The sequence below is a fragment of the Pseudomonas sp. fls2-241-R2A-110 genome (assembly GCF_030209165.1).
GTDB lineage: Bacteria > Pseudomonadota > Gammaproteobacteria > Pseudomonadales > Pseudomonadaceae > Aquipseudomonas.
On the sequence record NZ_JARVSN010000011.1, the window covers coordinates 104,380 to 117,055 of the forward strand.

Annotated in this window: 12 protein-coding genes; all 12 read right to left on the bottom strand. The window is 60.5% G+C overall.

Annotated features, from left to right (window positions below):
- Window positions 1–65: 65 nt before the first annotated feature.
- On the bottom strand, window positions 66–920 hold the full coding sequence (locus QRN31_RS10435) for an urease accessory protein UreD (RefSeq protein WP_285431848.1): 855 nt from the start codon (window positions 918–920) through the stop codon (window positions 66–68).
- Between the two features lie 30 nt (window positions 921–950).
- Complete coding sequence (gene urtE, locus QRN31_RS10440; protein ID WP_285431849.1) at window positions 951–1,649, bottom strand: urea ABC transporter ATP-binding subunit UrtE; 699 nt, start codon at window positions 1,647–1,649, stop codon at window positions 951–953.
- A 142-nt stretch (window positions 1,650–1,791) separates the two neighbouring features.
- The gene (gene urtD, locus QRN31_RS10445) at window positions 1,792–2,664 is read right to left on the bottom strand and encodes an urea ABC transporter ATP-binding protein UrtD (protein WP_285431850.1); all 873 of its coding nucleotides are present in this window, start codon (window positions 2,662–2,664) and stop codon (window positions 1,792–1,794) included.
- Entirely contained in the window at window positions 2,661–3,740 is a 1,080-nt protein-coding gene (gene urtC / locus QRN31_RS10450) for an urea ABC transporter permease subunit UrtC (protein ID WP_285431851.1), read from the bottom strand. Before urtC ends, urtD begins: the two co-directional genes overlap by 4 nt.
- Window positions 3,740–5,242, bottom strand: a complete 1,503-nt coding sequence (urtB, locus tag QRN31_RS10455) for an urea ABC transporter permease subunit UrtB (RefSeq protein ID WP_285431853.1) — start codon at window positions 5,240–5,242, stop codon at window positions 3,740–3,742. Before urtB ends, urtC begins: the two co-directional genes overlap by 1 nt.
- 141 nt (window positions 5,243–5,383) lie before the next feature.
- Entirely contained in the window at window positions 5,384–6,649 is a 1,266-nt protein-coding gene (gene urtA / locus QRN31_RS10460) for an urea ABC transporter substrate-binding protein (protein WP_259155572.1), read from the bottom strand.
- 224 nt (window positions 6,650–6,873) lie between these two features.
- On the bottom strand, window positions 6,874–7,173 hold the full coding sequence (locus tag QRN31_RS10465; RefSeq protein WP_285431856.1) for a 7(1) septoil knot domain-containing protein: 300 nt from the start codon (window positions 7,171–7,173) through the stop codon (window positions 6,874–6,876).
- Between the two features lie 273 nt (window positions 7,174–7,446).
- Window positions 7,447–7,818, bottom strand: a complete 372-nt coding sequence (locus QRN31_RS10470; RefSeq protein WP_285431857.1) for a DUF6124 family protein — start codon at window positions 7,816–7,818, stop codon at window positions 7,447–7,449.
- A gap of 471 nt (window positions 7,819–8,289) precedes the next feature.
- Window positions 8,290–9,300, bottom strand: coding sequence for a FecCD family ABC transporter permease (locus QRN31_RS10475; RefSeq protein ID WP_285431858.1), 1,011 nt, complete (start codon window positions 9,298–9,300; stop codon window positions 8,290–8,292).
- Window positions 9,297–10,244 (bottom strand): ABC transporter substrate-binding protein, encoded by a 948-nt coding sequence (locus tag QRN31_RS10480; protein WP_285431860.1) that lies wholly within the window; start codon window positions 10,242–10,244, stop codon window positions 9,297–9,299. Before QRN31_RS10480 ends, QRN31_RS10475 begins: the two co-directional genes overlap by 4 nt.
- Window positions 10,241–11,029 (bottom strand): ABC transporter ATP-binding protein, encoded by a 789-nt coding sequence (locus QRN31_RS10485; RefSeq protein ID WP_285431861.1) that lies wholly within the window; start codon window positions 11,027–11,029, stop codon window positions 10,241–10,243. Before QRN31_RS10485 ends, QRN31_RS10480 begins: the two co-directional genes overlap by 4 nt.
- A 211-nt stretch (window positions 11,030–11,240) precedes the next feature.
- A complete protein-coding gene (locus QRN31_RS10490) occupies window positions 11,241–12,620 on the bottom strand; it encodes a PepSY-associated TM helix domain-containing protein (RefSeq protein ID WP_285431863.1) in 1,380 nt (459 codons plus the stop codon).
- Between the last annotated feature and the right edge of the window lie 56 nt (window positions 12,621–12,676).

The following is a 12,676-nucleotide window of genomic DNA, read 5'->3' on the forward strand; positions in this document are numbered from 1 at the left end:
ATCCATCTGGGCAGATAAAAAGTATTCGGATCTGTAAATACAAAACCCCTGCAGGGGATTGCATTTCAGGTGCTCCATATTCTTGGCGGGACCGCTTCTCGGCCTAACAGCGCAGGCCGCAGCAATCGCCACAATTCAATAAGCCAACCCCGTGCCAACAGCGCTTCACTGGCCAGGCACCTGGCAACCAATAGCCCCGGCAACTGTGTCAGGTCCCCGCGCACTTCATTGGGCAGCGAGCGGCACTTCTCCAGCAACTCGCTATCGACTTCGCCCGTCACCAGCAGGGTGGCAAAAACCGGTTGCCCGTCCAGGCCAATCGGCGAGTCGAGCAAACCATCATTCCCGACAATGCGCTGGCGTTCGTGCCAGAGCAACTGGCCGTCGCGGCGGATATTCAATTGCGCCTGAAAATGCCCCAGGTCGAAGCGCTCACCACTCGCCGGGCGACCCAGCGCCACCACGTCCCAGTAGAACAGCCGGGCATCGCCTTCAAGGTTGATCGAGGTGCTGAGTTCGGCCTGGGCGGCGCTGAAAATGATCGTCTCCTGGGGCAACCATTCCAGTGTCGCACCGGCCGCAACGTGCAAATCCAGCTGCTGATAAGCGGGGCCGGCGGCGCGATACCACTTGGCGGCGCCGGGGCTGGTGATTTGTGCCCAGGCGTCAGCGCCGACGCTGGCGCTGATCTCCAGCCGATCGCCCCCGGCAATCCCGCCCGGCGGATGAACGATGATGTGCTGGCACACCTGGGGCCCTTCGGCGTACAGGTGCTTTTGCACCCGCAGCGGGCCTTGATGCCGGCGCTGGACCGGGCGCGTGCTCTCACCAAAGCGGGCATAACCCAGCTCCAGCTCGGCGTGCCAGCTCGGGGTAAACAGGGTCGGCGCTGTGGTCAGGGGCAGTAAAGGTAAATTCATGATTTCTAATTATCGTTAGGACGCTACAGACTAGATCGTAACCAGTCCGCGCACACCTTCGGCTTCCATATTTTCACCGCGACCCTGTTGCACGATCTCGCCCCGGGACATCACCAGGTACTGATCGGCCAGTTCGGCGGCGAAATCGTAAAACTGTTCCACCAGCAAAATCGCCATGTCGCCACGGGCCGCGAGCTTCTTGATCACCGCGCCGATCTCTTTGATCACCGACGGCTGAATGCCTTCGGTGGGCTCGTCGAGGATCAGCAAGCGCGGACGACTGGCCAAGGCTCGACCAATCGCCAGTTGCTGCTGTTGACCGCCGGACAAGTCACCGCCACGGCGTTGCTTCATTTGCAGCAACACCGGGAACAGCTCGTAAATGAATGCCGGGACTTCCTTGGCTTCGCTGCCGGGGAAACGCGACAGGCCCATCAGCAGGTTTTCTTCCACGGTCAGCCGCCCGAAGATTTCCCGGCCCTGAGGCACATAGGCGATTCCGGCGTGAACCCGTTGGTGCGGCTTGAATGTGGTGATCGGTTTGCCTTCCCAGTTCACCGCGCCTTCCTTGGCCGGCAGCAAACCCATCAGGCATTTGAGCAGCGTGGTTTTACCCACCCCGTTGCGCCCGAGCAGGCAGGTGACTTCACCCACTTTCACCTCAAACGACAGGCCGCGCAGGATGTGGCTTCCGCCGTAGTATTGGTGCAGCTTGTCGACGTGCAGCATTCTTAAATTCTCCTCAGTGATCGTTCCCACGCTCTGCGTGGGAATGCATCCCGTGACGCTCCGCGTCACATAACGGCGGACGCAGAGCGTCCATGGCGGCATTCCCACGCGGAGCGTGGGAACGATCAAGGTGTTTGCAGGGCTAGCGACCTAGGTAAACCTCGATCACCCGCTCATTTTCCTGCACTTGCTCCAGCGAACCTTCGGCCAGCACGCTGCCCTGGTGCAACACGGTGACGTGGTCGGCAATCGAGCCGACGAAGCCCATGTCGTGTTCCACCACCATCAGCGAATGCTTGCCGGCGAGGCTTTTGAACAGCTCGGCGGTGAACTCGGTTTCGGCGTCGGTCATGCCCGCCACCGGCTCATCGAGCAGCAACAATTGCGGGTCTTGCATGAGCAGCATGCCGATTTCCAGAAACTGCTTCTGACCGTGGGACAACAACCCCGCCGGGCGATTGACCGAGGCGCTCAGGCGAATGGTTTCCAGCACCTCAGTGATGCGATCTTTCTGCTCACCGCTCAAACGGGCCCGCAGGCTGGCCCACACCGACTTGTCGGTTTTCTGTGCCAGCTCCAGGTTCTCAAAAACGCTCAGCGCTTCGAACACCGTCGGTTTCTGAAACTTGCGACCGATGCCGGCCTGGGCGATTTGCACCTCGCTCATCTGCGTCAGGTCCAAGGTTTCACCGAACCAGGCCTTGCCGTGACTGGGGCGGGTCTTGCCGGTGATCACGTCCATCAGGGTGGTCTTGCCGGCGCCGTTGGGGCCGATGATGCAACGCAACTCGCCGACGCCGATGTACAGGTTCAGATTGTTCAGTGCGCGGAAGCCATCGAAGCTCACGCTGATGTCTTCCAGGGTCAGGATCGTGCCGTGGCGCGTATCCAGGCCAGGACCGACACGTTGCCCGAGACCGATGACGTCGCGGCTGCTTCCGGCGTCCCGGTTGGGTTCCAGCGGTGGAAAAAACGCCGGTTCGAGCATGAATTCAGCCGTCGCAGTCACTCTCATTGTTCACCCCTTTTTTTCAGCAGGCCGATCACGCCTTTGGGCAGGTACAAGGTCACGATGATGAACAGCGCCCCGAGGAAAAACAGCCAGTACTCCGGGAACGCGACGGTGAACCAGCTCTTCATCCCGTTGACCACACCGGCGCCAAGCAGCGGCCCGATCAGCGTGCCGCGGCCGCCCAGTGCGACCCAGACTGCGGCTTCAATCGAGTTGGTCGGCGACATTTCACTCGGGTTGATGATCCCTACTTGCGGCACATACAGCGCGCCGGCCAAGCCGCACAACACCGCGCTCAACACCCAGACAAACAGCTTGAACCCGCGTGGGTCATAGCCGCAGAACATCAGGCGGTTTTCAGCATCGCGCAGCGCCGTCAACACCCGGCCAAACTTGCTCTGTGCCAGTCGCCAGCCGATGAACAGGCTCGCCACCAGCAACGCCACCGTGGCGAAAAACAACACCGCGCGGGTGCCAGGTTCGGTAATGCCGAAACCGAGGATGGTGCGGAAATTGGTGAAGCCGTTGTTGCCGCCGAAGCCGGTTTCGTTGCGAAAAAACAGGAGCATTCCGGCGAAGGTCAGGGCCTGGGTCATGATCGAGAAATACACGCCCTTGATCCGCGAGCGGAACGCGAAGAAGCCGAACACCAGTGCCAGCAACCCCGGCGCCAACACCACCAGGCACATCGACCAGAGAAAGCTGCTGGTGCCGGTCCAGTACCACGGCAATTCGGTCCACGACAGGAACGTCATGAACGCCGGCAAGTCATCGCCCGAGGCCTGGCGCATCAAGTACATGCCCATCGCGTAGCCGCCGAGAGCGAAGAACAGGCCGTGACCGAGCGACAACAGGCCGGCGTAACCCCAGACCAGATCCAGCGCCAGGGCGACGATGGCATAGCAAAGGATTTTGCCCACCAGCGTCAACGTGTAGGCCGAGACGTGAAACACGCTGATGGGCGATAACAGCGACAGCAGCGGCAACGCCAACAGCAAGACAAGAATTACCGCGCCGACAGCGACAGTGACTTTCGGGCCGGCCTTTTGTGTGGCCGTGAGCAACAGGGGCTGGTTCATCAGTCGATCACCCGTCCTTTCAATGCGAAGAGGCCTTGCGGACGCTTCTGTATAAACAGAATGATCAGCGCGAGGATCAGGATCTTGCCCAGCACCGCACCAATCTGCGGCTCAAGAATCTTGTTGGCGATGCCCAGGCCGAAGGCCGCCAGGACGCTGCCGGCCAACTGCCCGACGCCGCCGAGCACCACCACCAGGAACGAATCGATGATGTAGCTCTGGCCGAGGTCCGGGCCGACGTTGCCGATCTGGCTCAGCGCCACGCCACCCAGGCCGGCAATGCCCGAGCCGAGGCCAAAGGCGAGCATGTCCACGCGCCCGGTCGGCACACCGCAGCATGCGGCCATGTTGCGATTCTGGGTGACGGCGCGCACGTTCAGGCCCAGGCGCGTCTTGTTCAGCAGCAGCCAGGTCAGCACCACCACAAACAGGGCGAAAGCGATAATTACGATGCGGTTGTACGGCAGCACAAGGTTAGGCAGCACTTGAATCCCGCCGGACAGCCAGGCCGGGTTCGCGACCTCGACGTTCTGTGCGCCGAACACCAATCGGACGAGCTGAATCAGCATCAGGCTGATGCCCCAGGTCGCCAACAGGGTTTCCAGCGGACGGCCATAGAGGTGACGAATCACCGTGCGTTCCAGCGCCATGCCGATGGCGGCAGTGACGAAAAACGCCACCGGCAAGGCGATCAGTGGATAGAACTCGATGGCTTGCGGAGCGAAGCGCTGAAACATCAACTGCACGACATAGGTCGAGTACGCGCCGAGCATCAGCATCTCGCCGTGGGCCATGTTGATCACGCCGAGCAGGCCGAAGGTGATCGCCAGACCCAATGCAGCGAGCAGCAAAATCGAGCCCAGCGACATGCCGCTGAACGCCTGTCCGAGCAGCTCGCCGATCAGCAGTTTGCGTTTGACTTGCGCGAGGCTGGTTTCGGCCGCCGTGCGCACACTGGCGTCAGCTTCGACACTCGGTTCGAGCAGGCTTTCGAGGCGGGTGCGAGCCAGTGGGTCACCGGTTTCGCCCAGCAAGCGCACCGCGGCGAGGCGCACGGCCGGGTCGGTATCCACCAGTTGCAGGTTGGCCAGGGCCAGGCTCAGGGCGGCGTGGACGGTTGGATTTTTTTCGCCGGCCAGTTGCCGGTCGAGGAATGTCAGTTGCGCCGGTTTGGCGCTTTTCTGCAATTGCTGCGCGGCGGCCAGACGGATTTTTGGGTCAGCGGCGAGCAGTTGATGGCTGGCCAGTGCGGTGTCAATCAGACCGCGCAGGCGATTGTTCAGGCGCAGGGTTTTGGCTTGGCCGTCGACGGTCAATTCGCCTTGTTGCAGGGCATTGATCAATTCGATACGGGCCGGCTCGGGCTGCGCTGCCCAGGCTTCGAGCAGTTTGGCCTGCTGCACGGGATTGGCGGCGACGAAGTCTTCGGCGTCGCCGGCAAAAGCGGCCATCGGCAACAGCAACGCGACGGCGAGGAATAGACGGTAAAGGGCGGTGGGCATAGCAAGTGTCCTGTATTGATCGTTCCCACGCTCTGCGTGGGAATGCCTCAACGGACGCTCTGCGTCCGCTTCTGGGACGCAGAGCGTCCCGGGCTGCATTCCCACGCGGAGCGTGGGAACGATCAGGCTAAGCGGGGTAGGTCAGTTGCTCTTCACCGCATAATCCGGCTTCTTGTCGTTGCCCGAGATGAACGGGCTCCACGGCTGGGCGCGGATCGGTCCTTCGGTCTGCCAGACCACGTTGAACTGACCGTCGGCCTGGATCTCGCCGATCATCACCGGCTTGTGCAGGTGGTGGTTGGTCTTGTCCATGGTCAGCGTGTAACCCGATGGCGCGGCGAACGTCTGGCCCGCCAGGGCTTCGCGGACTTTGTCGACATCGGTGGACTTGGCTTTCTCAGCCGCTTGCGCCCACATGTGGATGCCCACGTAGGTGGCTTCCATCGGGTCGTTGGTCACCGCTTTGTCGGCGCCCGGCAGGTTGTGTTTCTTGGCGTAGGCTTTCCAGTCGGCGACGAATTTCTTGTTCGCCGGGTTCTCGACCGACTCAAAGTAGTTCCACGCCGCCAGGTTGCCGACCAGGGGCTTGGTGTCGATGCCGCGCAGTTCTTCTTCCCCGACCGAGAAGGCCACGACCGGAACGTCGGTGGCTTTCAAGCCCTGGTTGGCCAGTTCTTTATAGAACGGCACGTTGGAGTCGCCGTTGACCGTGGAGATGACCGCTGTCTTGCCACCCGCCGAGAATTTTTTGATGTTGGCCACGATGGTTTGATAATCGCTGTGACCGAACGGGGTGTAGACCTCTTCGATGTCCTTGTCCGCTACACCTTTGGAGTGCAGGAACGAGCGCAGAATCTTGTTGGTGGTGCGTGGGTAGACGTAGTCGGTGCCCAACAGGAAGTAACGCTTGGCGCTGCCGCCTTCTTCGCTCATCAGGTATTCCACGGCCGGGATCGCCTGCTGGTTCGGCGCGGCGCCGGTGTAGAAAACGTTAGGCGACATCTCTTCGCCTTCGTATTGCACCGGGTAGAACAGCAAGCCGTTGAGTTCTTCGAACACCGGCAACACCGATTTGCGCGACACCGATGTCCAGCAACCGAACACCACCGCAACCTTGTCCTGAGTCAGCAACTGACGGCCCTTTTCCGCGAACAACGGCCAGTTCGACGCCGGGTCCACGACCACCGGTTCGAGCATCTTGCCGTTCACGCCGCCCTTGGCGTTGATCTCGTCGATGGTCATCAACGCCATGTCTTTGAGCGAGGTTTCGGAGATCGCCATGGTCCCGGACAACGAATGCAAAATACCGACCTTGATGGTCTCGGCTGCCTGGACAGTCCAGGTCAAGCCCATCGCGGCAATGCTTGCCGAGAGTGTGAATGCCTTGATCAAGCTACGACGCTTCATTGTGCGATCTCCATGAACATTAGAAATTTTTCTTGGTTGGCAGATGCGGACTACTGAAGGGTGTTTTGCAAGGGCTGTGCCCGGTCGGCAAAAGGCAGGAAAATGTCGTTTTAGAGGGGGCGCGCGCTGTGGCGGCGCACCATGAAGGGACGAGGTCGGGGCGGTGGTGCGAGGGTGTGCGTCATTGTGGTGCTGCCGCTTGGCGGCAGCGGTGATGCGAAGGCTCAGTCAACGCCGGGGAAGGAATCGACGTACTTGATGGTGAAGTCGGGAAATGAATCGACAATCTGAATTTTATAATCGGGAAAGCTATCGACGGTTTTCCATTTGCCGATAGAGTCCGGGAAGGAGTCGACCTTCTTCACTTTCAGGTCGGGAAATGAATCCACCACCTTCACTTTGTAGTCGGGGAAGCTGTCGACGAATTTGATCTTGCCGTAGATCTTCGAGACATCGACGGTGGTATCTGCCCATGCGGCATTGGAGCCGAATACTAGCAACGACAGGAAAACAGATTTCAACATGAGGCTCATCCTGAGGGTCGTGAGACAGGCAGTTTAGGGAATGTTGAGCGCGGGTGGGAGCGAGAACATTCAACATCGCAGTGACTGACCTACCGCTATCGCGAGCAGGCTCACTCCTACAGGGTGATTTGTGGCAGACACCGAATCCGTGAACGCCGATAAACCCCTGTGGGAGTGGGCTTGCTCGCGAAAGCGGTGTGTCAGTCACATTGACGCTGGATGTGCCGCCGTCATCGCGAGCAAGCCCGCTCCCACATTTTTGTTGCGGTGTATTCAGGTGGGGACGACGTTGTCCACTGCGCGGTTCACGGCCAGTTCCGCGAGCATGATGATCTGCTGAATCGCCAGCGCCTTATGGCGTTGCGGGCCGATCAGGTCGGTGGCGAAATCGCTGGCCATGACACTGGCGGAGGCCAGGGACTCACAGGCATGGACCAACAGGCTTTCGGTGTCGTTGTCGGGGGCGATCATGAACATGGTGCTGGGGCGGCGGGGTTTTTCTGCGTAGCGGGTCGCGGGATCGAGGTAGTAGTCGAGGGCGCGGTTGATGGCTTTGCGGTCTCGGAGCAGGTCGTCGTCGCGTGATGTTTCGGGTTCGGGCGTGGTGGTGTCGATGGGTGGATCGGGTACGAGTTTCTTATTCATGTGATTGCCTTGGTTTCAAGTTGGAGCCACCAATTGCCGTTTCTCACGCGGCGAAGAGGGAGGCAGCTATGTGCAGGGTGAGAAACCGGGAAACACAAGAAACCGGCCGGACCGAAGTCCGCCTACACACAGCCGCCATAACGCATTTGCAGGCAGCGGATAAGCTGACGGCAATTATGCTGATACGAGTACTGCATGGCTAATATTTCCCGGGTTCTCACACCCGATCACTGATGTGCAGTGACAGCCCCAGACTAGACAGCCCACGTCCGACGAACAACCTGAAAAACTCGTGGGAAACGTCCGGTCTTTTTACATCCGCATAAACACATCTAAACAACCCCAGAATCACAGTCCCCCTGTGGGAGCGGGCTTGCTCGCGAAAGCGGTGTGTCAGTCACATTGATGTTGGCTATGCCGCCGCCTTCGCGAGCAAGCCCGCTCCCACAGGACTTGTGGTTTTCTGTGGGATCAGCGCCGCCGCATCAGGCCAATGAAAAACAGCCCACCGATGGCCGCAGTAGCGACGCCGATGGGCAGGTCTTCCGGGGCGATCAGGGTGCGGGCGGCGACGTCGACCCAGACGAGGAAAATGCTGCCGATCAACACGCACACCGGCAGCAATCGTCGGTGCTCCGCCCCGACCAGACGACGCGCAATGTGCGGCACCATCAGCCCGACAAACCCGATGGACCCGCTGATCGACACCAGCACGCCGGTCATCAACGAAGCAATCAAAAACACCCGCAACCGCACGGTGCGAGCATTCAACCCGAGAGTGACGGCGGTCTGTTCACCGGCCATCAAGGCATTCAGCGGTCGGGCCATGCCAAGCAACAACACCAACCCCGACAAGACGCTGGCGGCCGGCACGGCGAGCAGTTCCCAGCGCGCCAATCCGAGTCCGCCGAGCATCCAGAACATCACCGCCGAACTCGCCCTGTGATCGCCGAGAAACAAGAGCAGGTTGGCGATCGCCATCATCACGAACGATACCGCCACGCCGCACAACAACAGTCGATCACTGTCCAGGCGACCGTTACGGTTGGCAATCATCAGCACAATCAACATGCTCAACAACGCGCCAATAAATGCGGCTATCGGCAACGTCAGCAACCCAATAATTTCCCCCACATGCAGCACCACGATCACCGCGCCGAGGGTGGCGCCAGAGGTGACGCCGAGCAGGTGCGGATCGGCCAGTGGATTGCGCGTCACCGCTTGCAGCACCGCGCCGATCAATGCCAGCCCGGCGCCCACCAGCGCACCGAGCAACATGCGTGGCACGCGGATCAGCCACACGATGTGCTCCTGTCCGGCGGTCCAGTTCACCTCACCTGCGCCGAACACTTTTTGCAGCAGAATCCGCCACACCACATCCACCGGCACCCGCGCCGGACCGAAGCCCAGCGAGACCACGCACGACACCAGCAACAGGCTGCCGAGGGCTATCAACAACAAGGCGTAGCGACGATTGTTCATTCGCCGTGGAATCCCTTGGCCAGGGTTTCAACCGCCAGCACGTTGTCGATGCCCGGCGTGGCCTGCACGTAGGGAATCACGATGAAGCGCTGGTTCTTGATGGCGTCCACCGATTGCAGCGCCTTGTTGTTCAGCAGGAATTGCTCCTTCTGTTCAGCGGTGACTTCGCCGTAGTCAACGATCACGATCACCTGCGGATTGCGCTCGACCACAGTCTCCCAATTGACCCGGGTCCAGCTCGACTCGACGTCATCCAGAATATTGCGCCCGCCCGCCGCATCGATCAGGGCTTGCGGCATGCCGAGGCGGCCGGAGGTCATGGCGCGATCTTCGCCGCTGTCATAAAGAAAGACGCGTGGCTTGTCCGCCGGCAGGTCCTTGCGCACTTCGGCGACTTGCGCCTGCATTTGCGCGATCAAGGCGTTGGCGCGGTCCTGCACGTCGAAGATCTTGCCGAGGTTGCGCAGGTCGTTGTAGGTGTCTTGCAGCGTGGCGGCCGGGCGCTTCATCACGAAGGCGCAGGACTCGGTCAACTCATAGACGTTGATGCCCAGCGGCTGCAAGGTCTGCGGCGTGAGGTCGCCGCCCACGCGCATGCCGTAATCCCATCCGGCAAAGAAGAAATCGACGTTGGCGTCGAGCAGGGTTTCCACCGACGGGTACTTCGCCGCAAGCTCCGGCAAACCGTCGAGGATGGTCTGCATCTCGGTCGTCACTGATTTCCAGCCTGTCACACCGCTGTAGCCGGCCATGCTCGGTTTGAGGCCGAGGGCTAGCATCATCTGCGTCATGTTGATGTCGTGGCTGAGCGCGTGTTGCGGCGCGTGCTTGAAGGTCACTTCGCGGTTGCAGCTTTGGATCGTCAACGGGTATTTCGTGGCCTCGGCCGATGCCTGGGCACTGCCCAGCAACAGGGCGACGCAAAGCAGGGAACGCAAAGTCATGGTTGGGTTATCCAGGTGATTCGTGGGTAGCCGTGCAAGGGGTGTTCATCGATCAGCGCTTGCACGCCGAAGACATTGCGCAACAGCGGGGCGGTCAGGACTTCTTTTGGTGTGCCGCTGGCGACGATGCGACCGTGATTGATGACGTAGAGTCGATCACAGAAAGCGGCGGCAAGATTGAGGTCGTGGATGCTGGCCAGGGTGCCGATCTTCAAGCGTTTGACTAGCTGTAGAAGCTCAAGTTGATAGCGCGGGTCGAGGTGGTTGGTCGGCTCGTCGAGAATCAGCAATTGCGGTTGTTGAGCCAAGGCGCGGGCGAGGATCACGCGCTGCTTTTCGCCGCCGGAGAGGGTGGCGAAGGCGTGGCCTTCGAAACCACTGAGACCGACGGATTCCAATGCCTGGATCACCAGATTTCGGTCTTCTATCGTGTCGCCGTCGAACAGGCCTTTGTGCGGCATGCGGCCCATGGCGACCACCTCGTCGACAGTCAGGCCGAAGGCGTCAGGAAATTCTTGCAAGACCACGGCGATGCGTTGTGCACACCAGCGTGAGGATTGCTTCCAGACGTTCTGATGAGCGAGCAGGACCTCGCCGCTCTCGGGTTTGCTGAAGCGATAAGCGCAACGCAGCAGGCTGGTCTTGCCGCTGCCGTTGGGGCCGATCAACCCGACAAACTCCCCGGCGGCCACGTGCAACGAGGCGTCACGCAGCTGGAACTGGTGATGACAATGGCCATGCCCCAGAGGTGTCCAGGCGAGGTTCGTGAGGTTCAGCGAGGTCATGCGTTTGCTCTGAGGTATTGGGTGATGGCTGATGCCTGTTTGGGGATCGTTCCCACGCTCCGCGTGGGAATGCCTCAATGGACGCTCCGCGTCCGCTTTGGGACGCAGAGCGTCCCGGGCTGCATTCCCACGCAGAGCGTGGGAACGATCATGACTGCGAGATAAGCGCGGAAAGTCTACAGGCCTCTCTAATCCGCGCATCTCGCTTGTTTCACGATGAAGGTGAGGCCGATTCAGTTTGCCGGGTGAAGCGCGACAACAGCACGCGATCCAATACCCAAACCACCACCAAAGAGGCGCCCACCAACGGAAATGCCACCGCCAATGCAAACATGATCACCATGGCGGTTTTCCATTTCGGCAGGTCGTGACGCAGCGGCGGCACACCGAATTTGCCCTGTGGCCGCCGCTTCCACCAGATCACCACACCGCTGACCGCGCTGAGCAAAATCATCAGGCAGATCAGCAGCACGATGATCTGGTTGAACGCACCGAACATCTTGCCTTCGTGCAGCATCACGCCGATTTCCGTGGCGCGGGCGACAGTGCCGTATTGCTCGTAGCGCACATCGGCGAGGACATTGCCGGTGTACTGATCGACATGCAGCGTGGCGTCGTTGCGTGGGTCGTCGGCGAACACCGCGATGGTGAACACGCCGGTTGCCGTGGTCGGCAACGTGATGCTATAGCCCGGCTCGACCTGGCGTTGCACGGCGATGTTCTGCACGTCTTGCAGGCTGATGGTCGGTGCCGCAGGACCGGCTGGCGCAGCGCCGTGGGTCATGTGTTCGGCGTGGTCGCCGGACATCGGCATCGGCGTGTTTTCCATGGCCCAGGGCACGGTCTGGCGCGTGGCGGTATTCAGGCTGCGAGCCTCGACATCGGACTTGGGCATGTCATTCCACATCGCATCCGGGAACACGTTCCACACCCCCGCGTATTGCTTGCCCCAGAACCCGGTCCAGGTCATACCGCTGAGCAGCATCACCAGCAAAAACGCCGCGCCCCAGAACCCGGTGACGGCGTGCAGATCGCGCCACAGCACGCGACCGCGACTGCTCAAGCGCGGCCACAAAATGCCGGCGGCTTGCCCGCGCGGCCACCACAGGAATACGCCGGACACCACCAGCACCACGGCCCAGCCAGCGGCCAGTTCGACCAGTCGATCACCGACCGTGCCGATCATCAATTCACCGTGAATCGCTCGTGCAACGGCTTGCAGGTTTTTCTTCGCATCTTGCTCGCCGAGGATGTCGCCGTGGTACGGATCGACGAACACATTGAGTTCGCTGCCGTCATTGAGGACGACAAATTGCGCGCTGCGCTCGGCGTTGATCGGCGGCAGGTACTGTTTGATCGTGGCCTGTGGATAAGCCTCTTTGACCCGTTTGAGCAGCTCGTCGGCCGAGACGCTGTGATGCCCGGCGGGAACGTTCATCAAGCTGCCGTACATCAATGGATCGAGTTGTGGTTTGAACAGATAAATGACACCGGTCAGGGCCAGCATCACCATGAATGGCGCGACGAACAGACCGGCATAGAAATGCCAGCGCCAGGCCAGGTTGTAGAAATTCACTTTGGGCTGTTTCATCTCATGTGCTCCGCTTTGGCATGGATCTTTTAGTTGTTTGTTTTGCGATTGCTACG